At 39.8% G+C, this 24,066-nt stretch carries 12 protein-coding genes; all 12 read left to right on the top strand.

The features are described 5' to 3' along the window. The first annotated feature begins 12 nt into the window (after positions 1-12). The 12 genes from BUA89_RS17010 to araA all read left to right on the top strand — a co-directional run bounded on the left by BUA89_RS17010 (position 13) and on the right by araA (position 24,059). Positions 13-1,977 carry a glycoside hydrolase family 97 protein gene (locus BUA89_RS17010; RefSeq protein WP_072961031.1) on the top strand — a complete coding sequence of 655 codons (1,965 nt, stop codon included), beginning with the start codon at positions 13-15 and terminating at the stop codon, positions 1,975-1,977. A gap of 31 nt (positions 1,978-2,008) precedes the next feature. Continuing rightward, positions 2,009-3,412 carry a glycoside hydrolase family 43 protein gene (locus tag BUA89_RS17005; protein ID WP_072961025.1) on the top strand — a complete coding sequence of 468 codons (1,404 nt, stop codon included), beginning with the start codon at positions 2,009-2,011 and terminating at the stop codon, positions 3,410-3,412. 121 nt (positions 3,413-3,533) lie between these two features. Beyond that, the gene (locus BUA89_RS17000; RefSeq protein ID WP_072961022.1) at positions 3,534-4,901 is read left to right on the top strand and encodes a glycoside hydrolase family 43 protein; all 1,368 of its coding nucleotides are present in this window, start codon (positions 3,534-3,536) and stop codon (positions 4,899-4,901) included. Between the two features lie 2 nt (positions 4,902-4,903). Then, complete coding sequence (locus tag BUA89_RS16995) at positions 4,904-6,844, top strand: glycoside hydrolase family 97 protein (protein WP_072961019.1); 1,941 nt, start codon at positions 4,904-4,906, stop codon at positions 6,842-6,844. 32 nt (positions 6,845-6,876) lie between these two features. Then, positions 6,877-8,766, top strand: coding sequence for a sialate O-acetylesterase (locus tag BUA89_RS16990; protein WP_072961016.1), 1,890 nt, complete (start codon positions 6,877-6,879; stop codon positions 8,764-8,766). Positions 8,767-8,933: 167 nt separating this feature from the next. Beyond that, positions 8,934-11,459 (top strand): glycosyl hydrolase 115 family protein, encoded by a 2,526-nt coding sequence (locus BUA89_RS16985; RefSeq protein WP_083531708.1) that lies wholly within the window; start codon positions 8,934-8,936, stop codon positions 11,457-11,459. 258 nt (positions 11,460-11,717) lie between these two features. Next, entirely contained in the window at positions 11,718-14,462 is a 2,745-nt protein-coding gene (locus BUA89_RS16980; RefSeq protein WP_072961009.1) for a T9SS type A sorting domain-containing protein, read from the top strand. A 189-nt stretch (positions 14,463-14,651) separates the two neighbouring features. Continuing rightward, positions 14,652-17,279 carry a beta-glucosidase gene (locus BUA89_RS16975; protein ID WP_072961007.1) on the top strand — a complete coding sequence of 876 codons (2,628 nt, stop codon included), beginning with the start codon at positions 14,652-14,654 and terminating at the stop codon, positions 17,277-17,279. A 108-nt stretch (positions 17,280-17,387) separates the two neighbouring features. Beyond that, a complete protein-coding gene (locus tag BUA89_RS16970) occupies positions 17,388-19,370 on the top strand; it encodes an alpha-L-arabinofuranosidase C-terminal domain-containing protein (RefSeq protein ID WP_072961005.1) in 1,983 nt (660 codons plus the stop codon). A gap of 219 nt (positions 19,371-19,589) precedes the next feature. After that, the gene (locus BUA89_RS16965; protein ID WP_072961002.1) at positions 19,590-21,287 is read left to right on the top strand and encodes a ribulokinase; all 1,698 of its coding nucleotides are present in this window, start codon (positions 19,590-19,592) and stop codon (positions 21,285-21,287) included. Positions 21,288-21,655: 368 nt separating this feature from the next. Further along, a complete protein-coding gene (locus BUA89_RS16960; RefSeq protein ID WP_072961000.1) occupies positions 21,656-22,354 on the top strand; it encodes an L-ribulose-5-phosphate 4-epimerase in 699 nt (232 codons plus the stop codon). A 208-nt stretch (positions 22,355-22,562) separates the two neighbouring features. Then, positions 22,563-24,059: an L-arabinose isomerase gene (gene araA, locus BUA89_RS16955; protein ID WP_072960997.1), complete on the top strand. Its 1,497-nt coding sequence runs from the start codon at positions 22,563-22,565 to the stop codon at positions 24,057-24,059. Positions 24,060-24,066: the final 7 nt, after the last annotated feature.

Here is a 24,066-nt window from a genome sequence, read left to right as displayed (position 1 = left end):
GGAAAATAAAAAATGAATACCATCAAAAATCATATCGGCATTAATATATTCTCAAAAGCTATTTTGATGATGGTTTTGCTGTATTCTTTTATGACCGTTTCAGCCCGGAATTTAAAGGTTGAATCGCCCAACGGAAAGATTTCAGTTCAAGTTTTTAATGAAAATAATACTGAAAATGCAAAATGGTTTTTGAAAGTAAATTATTTTAATGATGGTAAAATGGCAGAAACCATCTCGTCAATAGATTTGGGATTGATTCTTTCTGATGGTATTTCTTTTACGGATATGAAATTATTAAAATCTTCAAAACCGTTATTAATAAAAGAAAATTATACAATGCCTCACGGGAAATCTCTCCAAAGACATAATACGGGAAATGAAGTTGTTTTTACATTCGAAAACAAAGAAAAGAAAAAACTGGATGTGATTATCCGTGTTTATAATGACGGGATGGCTTTCAGATATTCGTTGTCAGGAAAGGGAAATTTTACGGTGCAGGATGAATTGACTTCTTATTCTATCAATCAGGAGACTACTCGCTGGGCAGAAAAATGGAATCCTGCGAACGAAGGGCTTTATTCTTCAATGGTTGGCGAAAAAATTCAGCAGGAAGAGTGGTGTTATCCGACATTGTTTCAGACAAAAGATAATAATTGCTGGTTTTTGCTTCACGAATCGGCTGTTGATGGCAGTTACTGCGGGTCTAAACTGAGCAATAAAGAGGATAAAAATAAATATAAAATCACCTTCCCCGACCCAAAAGACGGACGAGGAAAAGGAGAATCACTGCCCAAAATTTCATTGCCCTGGAAATCGCCTTGGAGAGTGATTATCATTGGAAATCTCAATGATATTGTAGCTTCTACGTTAGTTGATGATGTTGCGCCGCCTTCCGTGATAAAAAATACGGATTGGATAAAACCGGGCGCAGTTTCCTGGAATTATTGGTCGAGTAATCACGGAACCAAAGACTTTAAAACGGTTTGCGAATTTGCAGATTTGGCTGTCGCGATGGATTGGCCTTATACTTTATTGGATTGGGAATGGGACTCGATGGGAAATGGCGGAAACCTGGAAGATGCCTTGAAATACATTCACTCCAAAGGAATAAAACCGTTGATGTGGTACAATTCAGGTGGCGAGCATACCTGGGTTTCTTCTACACCGAAAGACAGAATGCTAACGCACGAAAACCGCGTGGAAGAATTTACTAAGCTTAAAAAATTAGGCGTTGCAGGGGTAAAAGTAGATTTCTTTGAAAGTGAGAAGCAGGATATGATTCAATATTACCTTGATATTCTGGAAGATGCTGCCCAATTTGAAATGATGGTTTATTTCCACGGCTGTCTGGTTCCGAGAGGTTGGGCTAAAACTTATCCTAATCTGATGACCTACGAAGCCGTTCGTGGTGCAGAATGGTACAACAACGGCCCTGAATTTACGGCAACTGCGCCTGTTCATAACACCATTCTTCCTTTCACCAGAAATGTAGTCGGCTCTATGGATTACACGCCGGTCACTTTCACCAATTCACAGTTTCCGCATCTGACTTCTTATGGTCACGAGCTGGCTTTGAGTGTAGTATTTGAATCTGCATTGCAACATTTTGCCGACCGACCGGAAGGTTATTATGAATTGCCGGATGAGCCGAAAAAATTTATGAGAGAAGTTCCGACCAGTTGGGATGAAACGCAGTTGCTACAAGGGTTTCCGGGAAAAGATGTTGTGATGGCAAGAAGAAAGAACAATGTATGGTATGTGGGAGGAATCAACGGGGAAAATATTGAAAAAAACATCAACATTAAATTTGATTTTTTAGATAAACATAACAAGTACAAATTGAGATTAATCAAAGACGGAAAACACGATAAACAGCTTGTAACCGATGATTCTGTGATAGAAAGTGCAGATTCTGTTGACGTGAAAGTTTTAAGAAGAGGCGGTTTTGCGGCAGTAATTTTCTCCATTATAAATTAATGAAAATCAAATCAAATTTTAAAATTAAAAAATGAAAAATATAAAAATAGTAATAGGTCTTCTTTTTTGCGGGTTGAGTTCTGGTATTTCCGCACAAAATCCCGTAATCCAAACCCATTTTACACCGGACCCTGCACCGATGGTGTACAAAAACAAGATGTACGTCTACACCGGAGACGATATTCCCGGCTATGATTTTTATTATATGACGAAATGGAGAGTGTATTCTTCTGACGATATGGCGAACTGGACCGACCACGGTTCTCCGCTTTCACTGGAATCTTTCAGCTGGGCTCGTGACAGAGCGTGGGCGGCACAATGCATTGAACGTAACGGCAAATTCTATTGGTACATCTGCGTTCAGACCGTTGATAACAATATGGCGATTGGCGTTGCGGTATCAGACGGTCCGACAGGTCCTTTTAAAGATGCACTCGGAAAACCATTGGTGACAACGGGAACCTGGGATAATATCGACCCGACGGTTTTTATTGATGATGACGGACAGGCGTATCTTTATTGGGGAAATAGCAAATTATTTTATGTGAAGCTCAACAAAGATATGGTTTCCTATGAAGGAAAAATTACCGAAATTCCGCAGTCGGTGGAAGCTTTTGGAGGATTGAGACGTCCCGGAAGAAGCGATGAGGTTTTGCAGAAACAGGAACAATTTAAAGATGTTTTTGTGGAAGGTCCCTGGTTCTACAAACGCAACAAGCAATATTATATGATGTATGCCGGGATGACCGACCGAACCGAATGTCTGTCTTATTCCATAAGCGATTCACCGACCGGACCGTGGAAATATCAGGGAAAAATAATGACTGGTCAGCCGACCAACAGTTTTACCAACCACGGCGGAATTATCGATTTTAAAGGGAAATCCTACCTGTTCTATCACACAGGATTATTGCCCGGCGCAGGAAGTTACGGAAGGTCGACGTCTATTGAAGAATTCAAATACAATCAGGATGGCAGCATCCCGAAAATTGCAATGACCAAAGAAGGCGTAAATCCAGTTGCAACACTCAATCCCTACAAAAGAAACGAAGCGGAAACAATAGCCTGGTCAGAGAAATGCAGCACTTCCGAAAACAAAAAGACGGGAGTTTATGTTTCCGATACCAGAGTGGGAGGGTATATCGAAGTCCGTTCGGTAGATTTTGAAAAAGGCGCCTCTGAATTTTCAGCTTCAATTGCTGCAGGTGTTGACGGAGGAATTTTAGAAGTCAGATTAGATAAAGTGGACGGAAATAAAATTGCCGAGATTGAAGTTCCGAGAACCGGAGGTTGGGAAGAATTTAAAACCCTGACATCAAAAATTTCAGAATCGGTTGCTGGTATTCACGATGTATATTTTGTTTTTAAAGGTAAAAATATTACAGCCGGAAGAGTTCTTTTCAATTTCGATCATTGGAGTTTTCAGAAAAAATAAATTAAATTCTTTTGTTATAATTAATAGCGTAAGACTTTTATAAGCGTTAGCGGCTTTGTGAAAATAAAGAAATATTTATAAAAAAACTTTGCGCACTTAGTGTTCAAAATCAAAAAAAAATATGAAAAAAACAATACTCAATCTCTGTTTAATAGCATATTCGGGAATATTATTTTCCCAGAATCCCATTATTCAGACCAATTATACGGCAGACCCTGCGCCGATGGTGTATAACGACAGGCTTTACGTCTACACCACACACGATGAAGATGATTCCACCTGGTTTGTAATGAACGATTGGAAAGTCTATTCCACCAACGATATGGTAAACTGGACCGACCACGGAAGCATTCTGAGCTATAAAGATTTCGACTGGGCAAAACGTGATGCCTGGGCAGCGCAATGCGTGGAAAGAAATGGCAAATTTTTTATGTATGTTCCGATGTGGTCCAAAACCAACAATAAAGGAGCAATTGGTGTTGCGGTGGGTGACAGTCCGTTTGGACCATTTCACGACCCGCTTGGAAAACCATTGGTTCAGAGTGAATGGGGGGATATTGACCCGACGGTTTTTATTGATGACGACGGTCAGGCCTATATGTATTGGGGAAATCCCAAACTTAAAATGGTTAAGCTCAATCAGGATATGATTTCCTATTCCGGCGATATTGTGGAAGTGCCAATGACCGCAGAATCTTTCGGAAAAAGGGACGGAAAAGAAAACCCTGAAAGACCTACAAAATACGAAGAAGGACCTTGGCTGTACAAAAGAAAAAATCTGTATTATCTGTTCTGGCCGGGCGGTCCGCTCCCTGAATTCATTGGATATTCTACCAGCAAAAGTGCACAGGGACCGTGGAAATACGGCGGAATCGTAATGCCAACCGAAGGAAAATCTTTTACCAACCATCCCGGAATTGTTGATTTCAGAGGAAAATCCTATTTCTTTTATCACAACGGTGCCTTGCCGGGAGGAAGCGGTTTCACAAGGTCGGTGAGTGTGGAAGAACTTAATTTTAATAAAGACGGTTCTATTTCACCCATCAAAATGACCAATGGAATTACCAAAGCCATTGCAACCATTAATCCTTATGCTTTCAATCAGGCAGAAATGATTGCGTGGTCTGAAAATGTGAAAGCTTATCAAAACAAAGAAGCAGGCGTCTTCATCAAAGCTAAAAAAAGTGGCGCTTATACGAGCGTGAAAAATGTTGATTTTGGTAAAAAAGGAGCATCAGCATTTTCGGCCAGAGTTGGAACGACACACAACAGCGATGTGACGATGGACGTTCATCTGGACAGTGTAGGCGGACCGGTTATCGCCACGGTAAAAGTGCCGTTGACAGGCGGAGACGACCGTTGGGAAACGGTGAAAGCCGAGGTTAAGGAAAAAATTACCGGCGTTCACGATGTGTATTTTGTATGTAATGGAAAAGCAGCAAAAGATATAATGTTTTTCGATTATTGGACTTTTCTTGAAACTCATTAATTATGATTAAACTTTTTTTAAAACTATCACTCGCCTTAAGTATTCTCATTATGAATACTGTTTTTGCACAGGTTGCAGAAATCTCCAGTCCTGACGGAAAATTGAAACTGAATGTCTTTTCAGAGAATGGAAAAGCGCTTTATAATGTTACTTTTCAAGGGAAAGCTATGCTTGATAAATCTCCATTGGGCTTAGTCACCAATGAATCTGATTTCTCTAAAAATTTAAAATTCATTGACAGCAAAAAAAATAAGGTTTCCAAAAATTACACCAACGAAAAAATCAAAAAATCACAAGTCAGTTATACAGCTAATACTCTGACAGTCAATTTTACCAATGCAGATAATTTCAATATCGGGATTGAATTTCAGGTGAGCGATAATAATGTCGCATTCAGATATGAGATTCAGCCGATGAAAGACCGTTTGAGCGCGGTTGTACAATCGGAAATTACAGGTTACAGATTTCCGTCTCAAACCACAACTTTCCTTTCGCCGATGATGAAGCCGATGACAGGTTTTGCCAGAACCGCTCCAAGCTATGAAAGCGGTTACAAAGCCGATGCAGAATTAGGAACAAAAGCTGATTATGGTTACGTTTTCCCTGGACTATTTCATATTGGAAATGACGGCTGGATTTTATTGTCTGAAACAGGAGTAAATAGTCTCTATTGCGCTTCTCATTTGGATACGACTACCGAAAAGAACCTTTACCAGGTTGCTTATCCGAATATGGCTGAAAACAACGGTTTCGGAAGTACCGGAGCTGCCATTTCACTTCCGGGAAAAACGCCTTGGAGAACTATCACGATTGGCGATTCTTTGAAACCGATTGTTGAAACGACTATTCCTTTTGATGTAGTAGAACCAATGTATGAGCCTTCGCAGAAATACAGTTTCGGAAAATCGACGTGGAGCTGGATTTTGTGGCAGGACAACAGTATGAATTATGAAGACCAGAGTCTCTTTATCGATTTAGCATCAAAACTCGGTTATGAATATATTTTGATTGATGCACTTTGGGACAAAAATATCGGAAAAGAAAGAATGAAAGACCTCATTCAATATGCGAAATCCAAAAATGTTGGGGTATTGCTTTGGTATAATTCCAATGGTGCTGCGAATGACGCGCCGATGGGACCGAGAAACAAAATGAGCTCATCCATCGAACGGAAAAAGGAAATGAAATGGCTGAAAGATATCGGTGTAAAAGGTCTGAAAGTCGACTTTTTCGGAGGCGACAAGCAGGAAACGATGCGTCTTTACGAAGATATTCTTTCCGATGCCAATGATTTTGGATTAAAAATTATTTTCCACGGAGCTACTTTACCAAGAGGTTGGGAAGTGATGTATCCGAATTATGCCGGAAGTGAAGCGGTTTTAGCTTCAGAAATGCTGTATTTTTCTGAGGACGTCCGCAGACAGGAAGCCTTTTTTGCGACTTTGCACCCGTTCATCAGAAACACGGTCGGAAGTATGGAGTTTGGCGGAACTTTCCTAAACAAATATTTGACAAAATCCAACAAGGATAAAAATAAAAGATATACAACAGATGGTTTCCAGTTGGCAACGGCAATTCTGTTTCAAAATCCGGTTCAGATGTTTGGTGTAATGCCAAATAATTTGACCGATGCTCCAAAATTCCAGCTCGATTTTATGAAAGAAGTTCCGACGCTTTGGGAGGAAACGGTGTTCATCGATGGTTATCCCGGGAAATATTCTGTGATTGCCAGAAGACATCAAAATCAATGGTTTGTTGCCGGTGTGAATGCTGAAAATGCTGTTCAGAAGCTTACTTTAAAACTTCCAATGCTTGCCGGAAAGTCGGTTAGATTCATCAATGATGATTCGAAAGGGGAGACTTCTGAAAAAACAATAACTGTCGGCAAAAACGGAGAACTCAAAATAGAAATTCAATCCAAAAGCGGATTTGTAATTCATTAATATTTCATTTAACCCGAAAAATAAACCTCAAAATGCAACCCAGAAATTTCAAATTCTCAACGATTTTTAAAATTGTCTTTTCGATGATTGTTCTTAGCCATCAATTGTCTTTCGGGAAAATTAAACTTCCCGATTTGGTAAGTGATAAGATGGTTTTACAACGTGATGTCGAGCTTAAAATTTGGGGTTGGGCTGATAATGGCGAAAATATTACCATCAAATTCCGGAATGAAACCTACAATACATCGCCGGATAAAAACGGAAAATGGTCTGTCCAATTGAAACCACAGAAAGCAGGAGGGCCATTTGTGATGGAAATTAACGAAATTACGATTCGGGATATTCTGGTGGGAGATGTCTGGCTAGCTTCCGGGCAGTCCAATATGGAAACGCCTATTGCCCGTTTGACAGACCGTTTTCCGGAGATTAATGTTTCTGATTTTAATAAAATCCGCTACTTCAAAGTTCCTACACAGAACACTGTTGAATCTGTCCGGGAAAATATAGCATCCGGCGGAAAATGGTTCACAGGGACGGCTTCGGAAGTAATGAATTGGACGGCCTTTGCGTATTTCTATGCGGTGGAAGCGTATGAACACACCAAAATTCCGCAGGGAATGCTGGTTTCCAGTTTGGGTGGTTCGTCAATTCAGAGTTGGGTCAGTCAGGAGCATCTTAAGAATTTTCCTGATGATATCATTGATAAACAGGCATTGTCAGCGCTCAATTCTTCAAAACTGGACCAGGGAAGAAATCTTTGGAATCAAAAGGATTTTAACGACGGAAATTGGGAAAAGGCAAAAGTTCCCGGAAAATGGAAAGATAATGGAATCCGCGCAAAAGGTACGGTCTGGTTCCGGAAAAACTTTGAACTTCCTGCGTCAATGGACGGAAAATTTGCCCGACTGTATCTGGGAGTAATGGTTGATAGCGATTCTGTTTTTGTAAATGGAAAATTCGTAGGTTCTACTTCATACACGTATCCACCAAGGAAATATGATATTCCGGGCGGAATTTTAAAACAGGGAAAAAATACGATTGCCATTCAGCTGACTTCCAATTTCGGAAACGGTGAATTTGTAGCCGATAAACCGTATAAGATTGTAGGAGACGGCGTTACCGTTGATTTAACGGGTGAATGGAAATATAACATCGGCAGAGATACGAGCAAAGATGAAGAATATAAATCAAAACTGAAAAACCTGAGAAGCACGCCTTCCGGATTGTACAACGGAATGATTTATCCGATTCGGGATTACAAAGTCCGGGGAGCTATCTGGTATCAGGGCGAAAGCAATGCTGGTCAATCAGAAGATTATGCAGGCTTGCTGAAAAATCTTATTGAAAATTGGCGGGACGTATTTCAATGGAATCAGATGCCCTTTTTATTGGTTCAGCTTCCGAATTTTATGGAGAAAACAAACGACCCGAAGACGCCAAGCGGATGGGCAGGAATTCGTGAGGCTCAGTTTAAAACGTCACAGACTGTTTCGTACACGGCAATGAGCGTTAATTATGATATTGGCGAATGGAATGACATTCACCCTCTCAATAAAAAAGATATGGCAAAACGTCTGTTTCTGGCTGCCCGAAAATTGGTGTATGGTGAAAAATTGGTAAGTAGCGGTCCTGTTTTCAAATCGATGAAGGTGGAAAATTCGGATATTATCCTTTCGTTTGACAATGTTGGAAGTGGCCTTCAAAGTAAAAACGGAAATCTGAGACATTTTGCCATTGCCGGAAGCGACAAAAAATTTGTCTGGGCTGAAGCAAAAATTAAAGGTAACACAGTCATTATAACCAGCAAGGAAATCAAAAATCCGGTTGCAGTGCGATATGCGTGGAGCAATAATCCCGAAGATGCCAACCTGCAAAATAAAGAAGGTTTGCTGGCGTCGCCATTCAGAACGGATGATTGGTAGTTTTTATAATTTAACCGATAGTGGACTTTTATAAGCGATAGCGGCTTTGTGAGTTTCAAAACAATTCTTTTTTAAAATAAAAAACTTTGTGAACTTAATGTTCAAAATTTCAAAGTCTGACTAAAAATCAGTACATATTAAAATAAAATACTCATAAAATATTGATTATGAAGACGATTTTTAACTATTTTTCTCTTTTGATAACGTTGGTTTTTACAACGATGGTAAAAGCTGCCGACCCTTTTATTTCTTTTACTAAAACGGAAAATTCGGTTGTGTTGAAAGAGCATAATTCAGGTTTGATGCTGTTTTCGGATAGTGATTCGGATAAAGGAATTCTTCGTGCGGTTGCGAATCTTCAATCTGATTTTCAAAAAGTAACAGGGGTTCAGCCTAGTCTTATTTCCCAAAGTTCCGGGGCGAACGGAATGCTAATCATTATTGGTGAAGTTGGGAAAAGCAAAACCATTGATGCTTTAATCAAAGCTAAAAAAATTGATGGAAATTCAATCAAAGAAAAGAATGAAAAATTTATCATTCAAAATATCAGCAATCCATTTCCCGGCGTTTCTGAAGCAATTGTGATTGCAGGAAGCGACAAACGCGGAACGATTTACGGAATCTACGAAATGTCTCAGCAAATCGGGGTTTCACCTTGGTATTACTGGGCGGATGTTCCGGTTGAGAAAAAAGAAAATCTATACTTTAAAAAAGGAATTTACACCGACGGAGAACCTGCCGTAGAATACCGTGGAATTTTCCTGAATGATGAAGAACCTTCGCTCGGAGGATGGGCGAGAGCAACGTTTGGAGGAATCAATTCTAAATTTTACGAAAAAGTTTTTGAACTGATTCTTCGGATGAAAGGCAATTACATCTGGCCTGCAATGTGGGGAAAAGCGTTTTATGATGATGACGCTTTGAGTGGACCTTTAGCGAATGAGATGGGAATTGTGATGGGAACTTCTCACCACGAACCGATGGCTCAGGCTCAAACCGATTGGCATCGATACATCAAAAAGAATAATTTACCGAACGTCTGGGATTATTCGAAAAATGAGAAAGTTTTGCAGGAATTCTGGAAATTAGGACTTAAAAGAAGCAAAAACTGGGAAAAATTAGTCACAGTAGGAATGCGCGGCGACGGCGATGAAGCGATGGGAGAGGGAACTAATATCTCATTACTTGAAAAAATCGTAAAAGACCAGCGAAAAATTATTACTGACGTAACAGGAAAAAAAGCGGAGAAAACGCCTCAGGTTTGGGCTTTGTACAAAGAAGTTCAGGATTATTATGACAAAGGAATGCGCGTTCCGGACGATGTTATTCTGTTGTTCTGTGATGATAACTGGGGCAATGTGAGAAAACTTCCGGACCTTTCAAAACCTTTACACAAAGGCGGTTACGGGATGTATTACCACTTTGATTATGTAGGTGGACCAAGAAATTCAAAATGGATTAATATCAGTCCGATTCAGAGAGTTTGGGAACAGATGAATCTTTCCTACGAACATAAAGTGGACAAGGTTTGGGTCGTCAATGTAGGAGATTTGAAACCGATGGAATTCCCAATCAGCTTTTTCCTGGAAATGGCCTGGAATCCAAAGCAATTCAATTCAAAAAATCTTTTGGAATATACCGAAAAATGGGCGGCGCAGCAATTTGGTGAAAAATATGCTAAGGAAATTGCAAGAATGATCAACCTTTATTCGAAATACAACCGTCGTGTAACGCCTGAAACACTTAATAGCAAAACATTCAGTCTGGAAAATTATCATGAATTCGAAACCGTTTTAAATGATTACAGATCTTTGGCTATTGATGCACTGCATTTGAAAGAACAAATTCCTGCTGAATATCAGGATGCTTATTATCAGTTGGTTCTTTATCCTATTGATGCATGCAGCAATTTGTATGAAATGTATTATGCTGTTGCCAAAAACAGGGAATTGGCTGCCAAATATGATCTAAAAGCAAATTATTATGCCGATAGAGTAAAAGAATGTTTTGAAAGAAATGCTTATTTGGATCATAAATATAACAATGAAATTGCCGGCGGAAAGTGGCAGCATATGATGGATCAGATGAAAATAGGATATAAAACCTGGGCAGACGGAAAAGAAAATATAATGCCTGAAGTTACCTATGTATATGATGATAATGCTTCGAAAGAGAAAGTATTTCAGGAGAAAAACGGTTATGTTTCCATTGAAGCTGAAAATTTTGCAAGAATGAACAATTCGGACCGAATCCATTGGGAAGTGATTCCTGATTTCGGAAAAACAAAATCCGGCGTGACGACCTTTCCACAAAATGTCTATCCAAAATCTGATGAAAGTCTCTATCTGGAATATGATATAAATTTTGAATCAAAAGGTGAATTTGAAGTCCAGTTGTTATTAGCCCCAACCTTGAATTTCAATCATAATAAAGGATTGCGTTATGAGATTTCTTTTGATGGCGGAACTCCGCAGGTTGTCAATTTCAATGGTCATTACAAAGGAGAGTTGGGAAGATGGCAGTCCGAACATATTATTAAATCTATAACGAAACACCAGATTTCCCAACCTGGAAAACATACGTTACGATTCAGAGTGCTTGAGCCGGGAATCGTGCTTGAAAAAATATTGATCAATACAGGAGGTTTATTGCCTTCTTATCTGGGTGCACCGGAAAGTGAATTTCTTCACTAAAAATCAGCAGAATATTAATAACAATCTACGTTTTGCCTATGAAACATTAATCTATTTCACCTCTAAATTCTAAGTATCGTTTTTCAACAAAATAATGTACAGGAAAAAGCTAAGGATCTTGTAGTATAACTTTATTTACGATAGCTGCCTGAAACTTTTCAGGGTATTTTCTTGATGGTTTTTAATCATAAACTGTCTTGAAGAGGATTGTATTATCCAAACTTTACTGAAAATTATCAAAATTAAAACTAGAACATTATGAGAAAAATTTTAAACCGGATGCTTGCTCTGGCGGTAGGCATCATCTGTACTCAATTTGCAGATGCACAGACAGCGTTGCCTGCAAAAGTAACAATCGACAAAAATATTGTATATCAAAAAGTGACCGGCTATGGCGGTTTCGTATGCAGTCCGCAGTTTGCGTACAATCACATGACTCCGGCGGAGATTCAAAAACTTTGGGGAACCGGCGCAGCCGACGCAGGATACAATATTTTGAGGTTATATATTCCTGAAAATCAAGCGGACTGGCCGCAGGTTTTAGCAACTGCTCAACAGGCAAAGGCAATGGGACTGATCGTTTTCGCAAGTCCATGGACAATGCCTGCAGCATGGAAAACAAATAATCATTCAAATGCCGTTTTTACGGATGCCAATGGTGTGCAGCAGATCGGTTATCTGAAACCTGAACATTATCAGGATTACGCTTTACATTTGAACAGTTTTGTAACCTATCTTGCAAATAATGGCGTGGCGCTGGATTATATTTCAATTCAAAACGAGCCGGACGAAATGGCGCAATACGCGGGCTGCATCTGGACATCGACACAGATCGCAAATTTTGTAAGGGATTACGGTCAGCTCATCAACTGCAACGTCATTGCTCCCGAAAGTGTTGGTTTTACAGATAATTTTGCCAATGCCTTTTTAAATACAGCAACCATGGCCAATTTTGAAGTCTATGGCGGACATCAATATGGAAGTATGCAGTCGGCATACAAGCAGTTTCAGGCGAATAATAAACAGATCTGGCAGACAGAATATCTCATCAACTGGAACTCTAATACAAGCGTTCCTGCACGTGATTTCAGTTGGTCGATTGATGGTTTTTCTTTTGCGAGAGCCGTCAATAATGCGATGCTCGGAAATGTGAATGCATGGGTACATTATGCATCCAAAAGATATTATGGAATGATGGGTGACGGTACAAACGGAACCGTTGCAGGTGAAATGACCAAACGCGGTTACATTTTATCTCAATATGCTAAAACAACCACCAACAAAAACAGAATTGATACCAAATGGGAAGTGGGAACAGGCAGTCTGGAAGGTTCTTCCTATATTTCTCTGGATGGAAATCAGGTGACACTAATGGTAATAAATTCTTCCACAAACACTTATAATCTTAAGGTGGATCTTCCTTTTTATACCAATTCTGCGAACAGCATTACTACTTCTCAAACACAGAATATGACGTCGGCGCCGCTGACCTTTACTACCGATACATTCAGACCGCAGGTGTCTGTGGCACCGTCTAGTGTAATGACTTTTGTGTTTACGAAAAGTGGCGACCGACCTGTTTCTAACATGACCGGAACTGAAATTCATTACAACAAAATTGAAACTTTAGCGACGACAAATCCGACCTTTGGTACAGCACACCAGATTTCAGGGCAGACCGTGACGTTTTATAATTCAACACCGCTTTTCAGCCAGAATATGACGGCGGCCAACGGATATATTGCTTTGAATGATCGTTATAATAAATTGGTTTTAAATGTTTTAAGTTATACGACAACGCTTGGTCAGTCATCATCAAATACTACATTGTATTATGTTGATAATGATAATGTGGTAAGAAATTACAATTATGGAAGCGTGAATTTATCAGCACCCGGATCAGGAAGCTTTAATCTGGTCTTTGATCTTTCAAGGGCAACGCTTCCATTCGGATGCAAAGGGATTTTAGGGCTAAGAAGCGGAAATTACAGTTCGATCTTAACTTTAAACCTGGGTGATGTTTATTTTAATGTCGGAAACGAAAGAGCGGCAAAATTTACCGGAGCATATACCGAGACAGACAGCAGTCTTTTAGATGCGATGGAAAACAACCAATATACTTCATTAGATTTCCGTACGGCAACCGGCATCACGCCAACTTCAAGCTGGATCGCGGGTTCTGAGAATAAGAACAGTATTTTTTATGTTAACAGCAGTGTGGCAAATACCAATACCAATGTCATTTCAGGAACAAACTGCACGACACTGACGCTTTCAGATCAGGGCAAAGATTTCCAGGTTCCGTTTGATTTTACAGCGACTTCGGCAACCTACACCAGAAATTTCAACGGCTACGGAGTTGTTTTGTTGCCATTTCAGGCAGCAGTTCCGGCGAATGTAACGGCTTACACGATGATTCCCGGCTCAGGCAGCGTGGCATGTTCACCGATAATAGGAATGATTCCGGCCAATACTCCGGTATTGATCGCAGCGACAGGAACGGTCACTTTCACAGGAACCGGATCTGTATCAACACCAAAAGCGATTACGGTAAACCAGGTGAATGGCGTTTATCACCAAATTAAAGTTTACGCAGGGGCGTATGTTTTAAAAACGGAAAACAACGTGACCGGATTTTACAAAGTGGTTGCAGGGAGCGAACCGATGATTGATCCTTTCCAGGGATATATTACAGAAGGAAATCCGTATACTGCAGCATTTTTACCGTTGAGTTTTGCTACTTTGGCCACCTCAGAATCTGCAGTTAATGCTGATGAGGTACAGGTATATCCAAATCCTGTTAAGACAGAGTTTTTCATTGATGTTAAAAAAGGTAATGCCTTCTACACAATTTACGATGCGAAAGGAAGTATGATTATTTCGAAAAAAGAGCTTTCTTCAGGAAAAAACAAAATTGAAGCATCAAATCTGCCTTCAGGTCTGTATTTCGTAGAAGTAACGGTTGCAGGAAATACATCTGTGCATAAGTTAATCAAAAAATAAAGATTTGATTTTTCATCAACAGATTAAGTCATCAGATTTTTCTGATGGCTTTTTAGGCATAAAAAATTAAATAAATTAAGTGTTAATTATACATTTATTAATTATATTATGATATATTTGCTTTTACCGAATTGAAATATCATTTTATAGTGATTCCACAATAAAATTGATCAAAAAAAATTTTATCCCATGAAAAAACTTTTTTTCTCTCTGTCAATACTAATTTGTGCCTTTTCATCCGCACAAACTTTTAAATACCCATTCCAAAATCCCAAACTTCCGGTCGAGCAGAGAATCGAAAATCTTCTCGGATTACTAACCGTTGATGAAAAAATCGGGATGATGATGGATAATTCCAAAGCCGTTCCGAGATTGGATATTCCCGGTTACGGCTGGTGGAACGAGGCACTTCACGGTGTTGCAAGAGCAGGAACAGCCACGGTTTTTCCGCAGGCGATCGGAATGGCAGCGACTTGGGATGTCCAGGAACATCTCAAAACGTTTGAAATGATTTCCGACGAAGCCCGTGCAAAATACAATAGATCTTTTGATGAATCTCAAAAAACCGGACGTTACGAAGGTCTTACATTCTGGACGCCAAATATCAACATTTTCCGTGATCCTAGATGGGGAAGAGGGCAGGAAACTTATGGTGAAGACCCGTATCTGACTTCTGTTTTAGGCGTTGCAGCCGTAAAAGGCTTGCAGGGAAACGACCCAAAATATTTCAAAACCCACGCCTGCGCCAAACATTTCGCCGTTCACAGTGGCCCAGAATGGAACCGACATTCTTACAACGCCGAAGTTTCCAAAAGAGATTTGTACGAAACGTATCTTCCGGCTTTCAAAGCATTGGTTCTGGAAGGAAATGTAAGGGAAGTGATGTGTGCGTACAATGCTTTTGACGGTCAGCCTTGCTGTGCTAACAATACTTTATTGACAGAAATTCTTCGTGGAAAATGGAACTACGATGGAATGGTTGTTTCCGACTGTTGGGCATTGGCAGATTTCTACCAGAAACAGTACCACGGAACACATCCTGACGAAAAAACTACCGCTGCAGACGCCCTGAAACATTCTACAGATTTAGAGTGTGGCGACACGTATAATAATTTAAATAAATCTCTCGCAAGCGGATTAATCACTGAGAAAGACCTCGATATTTCGATGCGAAGAATTCTGAAAGGCTGGTTTGAATTGGGAATGCTGGATCCGAAGTCTTCCGTTCACTGGAACTCAATTCCATATTCTGTTGTGGATTCTGAAGAGCATAAAAAACAGGCGTTAAAAATGGCACAAAAATCAATTGTGCTGATGAAAAATGAGAATAATGTTTTACCTTTAAATAAAAACATCAAAAAAATCGCTGTTGTCGGTCCGAATGCTGATGACGGATTGATGCAGTTGGGAAATTATAACGGAACACCTTCTTCCATTGTAACGATTTTGGACGGAATCAAAACCAAATTTCCAAACGCAGAAATCATTTATGAAAAAGGGACCGAAGTTGCCGATCCGTCTTCCAGAACTTCGCTTTATCAAAACTTTTTAAGCCAGAAAAAAGGCGAAAAAGGAATGAAAGTTACCTTTTTTAACAATAATGAATTCAAAGGAACTCCCGCTAATGTTTCTGTAAATAAAAGCGGAATCAACTACAATAGTTTTGGCGGAACTCAGCTTGCCCCGAATGTCGGAAGAGAAAATACATCGGCTATTATTTCCGGCGTTTTCAAAAGCCCTTATACGGGCGATGTGATTCTTTCGCCATCAACTTCCGATGTTTATACACTTTTTGTTGATGGAAAAGAAATAGCAACCAGAAAAGGGCCTGATGCAAGACATCCTTCAGAATTTCCTGTGAAAATGGAAAAAGGAAAAGAATATCTGATAGAGTTACGCCACACCCAAAAAGGAAAATATGTAAGCATTACTTTTGATGTGTACAGAAAAGATCCTGTTAATTTTGCTGCAGTAAAGGAAAAAGTGAGAGATGCGGACGTTATTGTCTTCGCAGGCGGACTTTCTCCAAGTCTGGAAGGCGAAGAAATGATGGTGAATGCAGAAGGTTTCAAAGGTGGCGATAAAACGTCTATCGACCTTCCGAAAGTCCAGCGTGAATTGTTGGCTGAACTAAGAAAAACAGGAAAACCTGTCGTTTTTGTCCTTTGTACGGGAAGTTCATTGGGTTTATCGCAGGATGAAAAAAATTACGATGCACTTATCAATGCTTGGTATGGCGGGCAATCCGGAGGAACTGCCGTTGCAGACGTTTTGGCGGGAGATTACAATCCGTCCGGAAGGTTGCCGATTACATTCTATAAAAATCTGGAACAGCTTGATAATAATTTGTCTAAAACCAGCAAACATCAGGGTTTTGAAAACTATGATATGCAGGGAAGAACCTATCGTTATATGACGGAAAAACCGTTGTACGCTTTTGGACATGGGTTGAGTTATTCAAAATTTGTTTATGGAAATGCTAAGTTGGACAAAAGTACCATCAATGCTAATGAAAATCTGACGATTACAGTTCCTGTTACCAATAATTCGGAAAGAGACGGAGAGGAAGTGATTCAGGTATATGTAAAAAGAAACAATGATTCTTCTGCGCCAGTAAAGACTTTGAGAGCTTTTGAAAGGGTTTTAATTAAATCTAAGGAAACAAAAAATATCCAGTTAATGATTTCTAAAGATTCATTTAAATTTTATGATGAAAAAGTAGATGATTTGGCTCCAAAAGCAGGAAATTACACGATTTTCTACGGCGGAACTTCCGATGAATCAGGTTTGAAAAGTCTTCAATTACAGGTTAAATAATTTCTGAAACTTAATTTAATCAAAACCTTTTAAGCTTAGAATTATAAATCTGCAAAATCAAGATAATCTGCGAGAGTCTAAATGTATTCGTCTACAAAATACCAATCAATGAAAACAAAAACCAAAATATTCACAGCCGCTATTTCGCTAAGTGTTGCATTTTTTTCAGCCCAAAATAAAACTATTAAAACCCATTTCCTCGATTTGGACGGAACTTCCACCAACATCAAAATCCAGCCAACGATGTACGGAATTTTCTTTGAAGACATCAACTTTGCGGCAGACGGTGGATTATATGCTGAACTGATTAAAAACCGAAGTTTCGAGTTTGATGAACCTTTGACTAGCTGGAAACAACCCAACACAAAAACATTGTCTCCTAATTTAGATTCCGGCTTTTTGACGATTATAACCGACAAATCCAAATCCAATAAAAACTACGCAAGAATCACGGTCTGGAATGATAAAAATTATATTCTTGAGAACGAAGGTTTCAGGGGAATCGGTTTGCATCAAGGCGAGAAATATGATTTAAGCTTCAATCTGGAAAATGTGTCAGGAAATATTTCTGCCGTCAATACAAGTCTGATTGATGAAAATGGAACAGTGATTTCTTCAGTTTCAACAATCATCAAAGGCGGAGGCTGGCAAAAATACAATGCTGTTTTTGTACCTTCCAAAACCGTTGAAAAAGCTAAACTTCAAATCACTTTTACCGGAAAAGGTGTTGTGAATATGGATATGATTTCACTGTTTCCTCAAGACACCTGGAAAGGCAGAAAAGCTGGAATGCGAAAAGATTTAGTGCAGAGATTATACGATTTACAGCCGGGATTTCTTCGCTTTCCCGGCGGATGTATTGTCGAAGGAAGAACTCTGGCAGAACGTTATCAATGGAAAAAGACGATTGGTAAAGTGGAAGACCGAGAAAATTTGATTAACAAATGGAATAACGGATTTGCTCACCGTCTCACTCCGGATTATTGGCAGTCTTTCGGGCTTGGTTTTTTTGAATATTTCCAGTTGGCGGAGGATTTGGGAGCAGAACCGCTTCCGATTTTAAGCTGCGGAATGGCTTGTCAATTCAACACTGCAGAATTGGTGAAAATGGAAGATTTGGATCCATATGTCCAGGATGCTTTGGATTTGATTGAATTTGCAAACGGCGATTCCAAAACAAAATGGGGAAAAATTCGTGCTGAAATGGGACATCCAAAACCTTTTAATATGAAATTCATCGGTGTTGGAAATGAGCAATGGGGTGCAGATTACATTGAACGCTACAAAGTTTTTGAAAAAGCGATTCACGCCAAATATCCCGATATCAAAATCATTTCCGGAAGCGGACCGTCTCCCGATGGTGAATTTTTCGATTACGGCTGGAAAGAGCTTAAAAAACTGAATGCACAGATTGTTGACGAACATTACTACAATTCACCGGAATGGTTTTTAAAAAATGCTGACAGATACGATAAATACGATAGAAGAGGACCAAAAGTTTTTGCCGGAGAATATGCCGCACAATCGGTTGGTGTTGTAAAACCTGACAATAAGAACAATTGGTTGACCGCACTTTCGGAAGCCGCTTTTATGACCGGACTGGAACGCAACGCAGATGTCGTGACAATGACTTCTTATGCACCGCTTTTCGCCCACGCAGACGGTTGGCAATGGACGCCGGATTTGATTTGGTTCAATAATTTAAAATCTTATGCTACTCCAAATTATTACGTTCAGAAATTATTCTCCAACAACAAAGGAACGGATTTAATTAAAATCTCAGAAAACGGAAAACCGTTGAAAGGTGAGAATAATCTCTATGCATCGGCGGTTCGTGATCTTAAAAAAGGAGAAACCATCATTAAAATTGTTAATGCTGATCCTCAGGAAACCTCAGTTGAAATCAATCCGGAAAATAGTAAAATGGGAAGTCAATTCACCAAAATTGTACTGACTTCTGCAGGACTTTCCGATGAAAATAATTTCCAATTAGAAACCATTACACCAAAAGAAGAAACGCAGGCCATTAAAAAAGGAAAGATTTCGGTTGAAATTCCGGCAAATTCTTTAGTGATTTTAAGAATAAAATAGCTTCAAACTACCATAGATAAAGGATAATTTAAAATTAAGTGTAAATATTACATTTATTTAAAATAGAATCTTATATTTGTTTTAGCTCTTAAACAGAAAACGGGAGAATTCTTTAAGGTAAATGAAAACTTAATGAAAAATCTTTGTAGAATGTAATCCATTGCATCAATTATTTTAAAAAGAGCTAAAAACAATAATCAAAATAAATCACTTTCGTTAATGAAAAAATACGTTATCGGCTTAGACTACGGAACAGACTCTGTTCGGGCCGTTTTGATTGATACGGAAAACGGGGCAGAACTGGCAACTTCCGTAAGCTATTACCAAAGATGGAAAGAAGGAAAGTTCTGCAAGCCGGAAGAAAACCAATTTCGTCAGCATCCGCTCGACCACATCGAAGGTTTGGAAAAAACCATTTCAACCGTTGTCAAAGAAAGTGGCGTTGCGCCGGAAAATATCGCCAGTATTTGTATTGATACGACAGGTTCGTCACCGCTTCCCGTGAATAAGGATGGAATTGCCTTATCACTTTTGCCTGAATTTTCAGAAAATCCTAATGCAATGATGGTGCTGTGGAAAGACCATACTTCCATCAACGAAGCTGAGGAAATCAACCATCTGGCAAGAAACTGGGGCGGTGAAGATTATACAAAATTTGAAGGCGGAATCTATTCCTCCGAATGGTTTTGGGCAAAAATTCTTCATATTAACAGAGAAGATGAAGCGGTGAAAAATGCAGCATACAGCTGGATGGAACATTGCGATTACCTTACCTTTTTACTTTCCGATAACCAGGATTTAGCAACATTTAAAAGAAGCCGTTGTGCAGCTGGTCACAAAGCAATGTGGCACGAATCGTGGGATGGACTTCCTTCCAAAGAATTTCTCGGTCAGCTGGATTCTTCACTGGCAGAACTTCGCGACAGGTTGTACGATAAAACCTACACGTCCGATGAAGTTGCCGGAAATCTGAATGAAGAATGGGCAACAAAATTGGGCTTAACGACCAATACGGTAATTGCTGTCGGAACTTTCGACGCTCATTCCGGAGCGGTGGGAGCAAAAGTAGAGGAAAATACACTAATCAGAATTATGGGAACGTCAACCTGCGATATTATGGTCGCTCCCAACGAAATCATCGGCGACAAAACGGTTAAAGGAATCTGCGGACAGGTCGATGGTTCCGTGATTCCGGGATTGATGGGATTGGAAGCGGGGCAATCTGCATTTGGTGATGTTTTGGCGTGGTACAAAGATATTCTGACTTGGCCTACACACAATATTCTGATGAATTCCAATCTCATTGATGAAAATCAAAAGCAGTTGCTAAAAGAAGAAATAGAGAACAATCTTATTCACAATCTCACTTTGGAAGCGGAAAAAATTCCACTTTCGGAAGTTGTTCCGATTGCGTTGGATTGGATTAACGGAAGAAGAACGCCAGATGCCAATCAGGAACTGAAAATGGCGATCAGCAACCTTTCATTGGGGACAAAAGCACCGCATATTTTCAAAGCTTTGGTGAATGCGATTTGCTTCGGAGCCAAAAAAATCGTTGACCGTTTCGAAGAAGAAGGCGTAAAAATCGAAAAAGTAATCGGAATTGGTGGCGTTGCCAGAAAATCCCCTTTCATTATGCAGACGTTGGCCAACGTTCTTAATATGCCGATTGTAGTGGCGGAATCAGACCAGGCTCCGGCTTTGGGTGCAGCCATTTATGCGGCTGTTACGGCTGGAATTTACCTGACTGTTCAGGAAGCCAGTCAAAAAATGGGCTCCGATTTCGAAGCAGAATATTTTCCACAAGTGGAAAAAGTAGAAAAATATGCAGAATTTATGAAACAATATCAGATTCTCGCAGATTTCACAGAAAACAATATCAAATCAAAGAAAAAGTTGACGGTTGAAAGTTTATAGTTGATAGAAGTTAAAGCAGAAAAGCTCCGTAGGAGCGCCCTGTTAATAGCAAATATGTAAATATTATCATCACAAAGAGAGCCTTGTAGAGGCGACCTGTTAAATAATTACAATCATTTAAAAACCATCAACCAACAACTATCAACCAATAACTAAAATTATTATGGCAGCTTTATCCGTCTTCCGCTCCCAATCTTTTTTGCCAGGGCTTTTCCAATGCAAAAAAGGATTTCCGCTCAAGCCGGGCTGCAGATTCAGCGTCAAATAGGAGAAGATTATAACCAGGACGTTTGTCATTCCGTAGGAATCTAAGCAAGCTTTGTAGAGATTCCTACGGAATGACAAACGAAAGTTTAAAAATTAAATAAATGAGCATCTATAAAGAATTAAAACGAGAATGTTACGAAGCCAATATGCAGCTCGATGCATTGAAGCTGGTCGTTTACACATTCGGGAACGTAAGCGCCGTTGACCGTGACAAAGGAATCTTTGCCATCAAACCGAGCGGTGTTCCTTACGAATTATTGAAACCGGAAGACATTGTGATTTTAGATTACGATGCCAATGTGGTGGAAGGAAATTTAAGACCATCTTCCGATACCAAAACCCACGCTTATCTCTACAAAAACTGGGAAAACATCGGTGGAATCTCACATACACACGCCATCTATTCCGTAGCTTGGGCACAGGCGCAGTTGGACATTCCGATTTTTGGAACAACCCACGCAGACCATTTAACCTCAGATATTCCATGCGCACCGCCGATGCGAGACGATTTAATCGAAGGAAATTATGAATACAACACCGGAATCCAGATTCTGGATTGTTTCAAAGAAAAGAACTTGTCTTACGAAGAAGTGGAAATGGTACTCATCGGAAATCACGGACCGTTCACTTGGGGAAAAAATGCTGAAAAAGCCGTTTACAATAGCAAAGTTCTAGAAACTATCGCCGAGATGGCTTATCTCACAAGGCAAATTAATCCGAACGCACCTCGTTTGAAAGATTCATTGATCAAAAAACATTACGAACGAAAACACGGCAAAAATGCCTATTACGGACAGTAGTTTGGCTTCTGGCGAATGGCTTTTAGCTTTTGGCAATTGTCATCATTCCATAGAAGACTACGAACCCGAAGGGTTCAATATCAGTAGCCGTAGGTGAAACCTATGGAAAAAAGTTACAAAATCCTACAGAACCCGAAGGGTTCAATTTAAATAGCTTAAAAAATATAATTAAACATCAATAATCATTTATAAATCATCATTTATAACTATGTTAACACCTCTCAATACGAAAGAAATCTGGTTCATCACCGGAAGCCAGCATTTATACGGCCCTGAAACATTAGCACAGGTTGCGGAACATTCAGCGAAAATCGTAGAAGCGTTCAATGCTTCATCACAGATTCCTGTAAAAGTGGTTTTGAAGCCAACCGTAAAAACGACAGAAGAAATCTTTGAAACACTTACAGCTGCCAATTTTGCAAAAGACTGCATCGGAATCGTAACCTGGATGCATACGTTTTCACCCGCAAAAATGTGGATTCGTGGACTGACCGCATTACAAAAGCCAATGTTGCATCTTCATACGCAATTCAACCAGGATATTCCGTGGTCTACGATGGATATGGACTTTATGAACCTGAATCAGGCAGCGCACGGTGACCGTGAATTCGGATTTATGGTAAGCCGTCTGCGCAAAAACAGAAAAGTAGTCGTAGGACATTGGGCGGAAGAAAGAGTTCAGAAACAGATTGGAGAATGGACTAGAGTTGCGGCTGGTTGGGATGATTGGCAAGGTGCGAAGTTCGCCCGTTTTGGTGATAATATGAGATTTGTAGCCGTTACGGATGGCGATAAAGTAGAAGCGGAAACCAAATTTGGATTTTCGGTAAACACTTGGGGAATCGGGGATTTGGTAAGCGTTGTCAATTCGATTGGCGATGGCGAAATCAAAACCTTAATTGAAGAATATGAAGCTTCATACAAAATGGCAGAATCCCTTCTTTCCGGAGGTTCAAACAGAAAATCTCTGGAAGTTGCCGCAAGAATTGAATTAGGTTTGGAAAAATTCCTGAAAGACGGAAATTTTAAAGGTTTTTCAGATACTTTCGAAGATCTTCACGGCTTGGAACAATTGCCTGGAATTGCCGTTCAAAGATTAATGGAAAAAGGGTATGGATTTGCCGGAGAAGGCGATTGGAAAACTGCCGCTTTGGTTCGTGCGATGAAAACGATGGGACAAGGTTTGGATGGCGGAAATGCCTTTATGGAAGATTATACGTATCATTTGAATCCTTCAAATCCTTCAATTCTAGGTTCACATATGTTGGAAGTTGACCCTATTTTGGCGATTGACAAACCATCTTGTGAAATTCATCCACTGGGAATTGGCGGAAAAGCTGATCCGGTTCGTCTGGTTTTCAATTCGAGAGGAAATATCGATTCTTTAAATGCAGCCTTAATGGATTTCGGAAATCATTTCAGACTTTTAATCAACAAAACAAAAGCATTGGAAATCACCGAAGAGTTGCCGAAACTTCCTGTTGCGAGAGTTCTTTGGAAACCGCTTCCTGACCTGTACACAGCAGCTGAAGCGTGGATTTTGGCAGGTGGAGCGCATCACACGTGTTATAGTGAGAACATCAGCGTAGAACAATTGGAAGATTTTGCAGAGATTGCAGGCATCGAATCGCTTGTTATTGATGAAGATACAAAAATCCGTGATTTTAAGAACACACTTCGCTGGAATGAAATATATTATCGTTAAACTTGCA

It is taken from the genome of Chryseobacterium arachidis, assembly GCF_900129245.1.
GTDB lineage: Bacteria > Bacteroidota > Bacteroidia > Flavobacteriales > Weeksellaceae > Chryseobacterium > Chryseobacterium arachidis.
Note: the sequence above shows the minus strand (reverse complement) of the source record. Positions and strands in the feature narration are given on the sequence as shown.

What these genes read in the sequence shown, in the direction of transcription:
- BUA89_RS17005 (WP_072961025.1), top strand. Translation starts at nt 2,009, where the DNA reads ATGAAAAATATAAAAATAGTAATAGGTCTTCTTTTTTGCGGGTTGAGT.
- BUA89_RS17010 (WP_072961031.1), top strand. Translation starts at nt 13, where the DNA reads ATGAATACCATCAAAAATCATATCGGCATTAATATATTCTCAAAAGCT.
- BUA89_RS16960 (WP_072961000.1), top strand. Translation starts at nt 21,656, where the DNA reads ATGAGCATCTATAAAGAATTAAAACGAGAATGTTACGAAGCCAATATG.
- BUA89_RS17000 (WP_072961022.1), top strand. Translation starts at nt 3,534, where the DNA reads ATGAAAAAAACAATACTCAATCTCTGTTTAATAGCATATTCGGGAATA.
- BUA89_RS16995 (WP_072961019.1), top strand. Translation starts at nt 4,904, where the DNA reads ATGATTAAACTTTTTTTAAAACTATCACTCGCCTTAAGTATTCTCATT.
- BUA89_RS16970 (WP_072961005.1), top strand. Translation starts at nt 17,388, where the DNA reads ATGAAAACAAAAACCAAAATATTCACAGCCGCTATTTCGCTAAGTGTT.
- araA (WP_072960997.1), top strand. Translation starts at nt 22,563, where the DNA reads ATGTTAACACCTCTCAATACGAAAGAAATCTGGTTCATCACCGGAAGC.
- BUA89_RS16975 (WP_072961007.1), top strand. Translation starts at nt 14,652, where the DNA reads ATGAAAAAACTTTTTTTCTCTCTGTCAATACTAATTTGTGCCTTTTCA.
- BUA89_RS16990 (WP_072961016.1), top strand. Translation starts at nt 6,877, where the DNA reads ATGCAACCCAGAAATTTCAAATTCTCAACGATTTTTAAAATTGTCTTT.
- BUA89_RS16985 (WP_083531708.1), top strand. Translation starts at nt 8,934, where the DNA reads ATGAAGACGATTTTTAACTATTTTTCTCTTTTGATAACGTTGGTTTTT.
- BUA89_RS16965 (WP_072961002.1), top strand. Translation starts at nt 19,590, where the DNA reads ATGAAAAAATACGTTATCGGCTTAGACTACGGAACAGACTCTGTTCGG.
- BUA89_RS16980 (WP_072961009.1), top strand. Translation starts at nt 11,718, where the DNA reads ATGAGAAAAATTTTAAACCGGATGCTTGCTCTGGCGGTAGGCATCATC.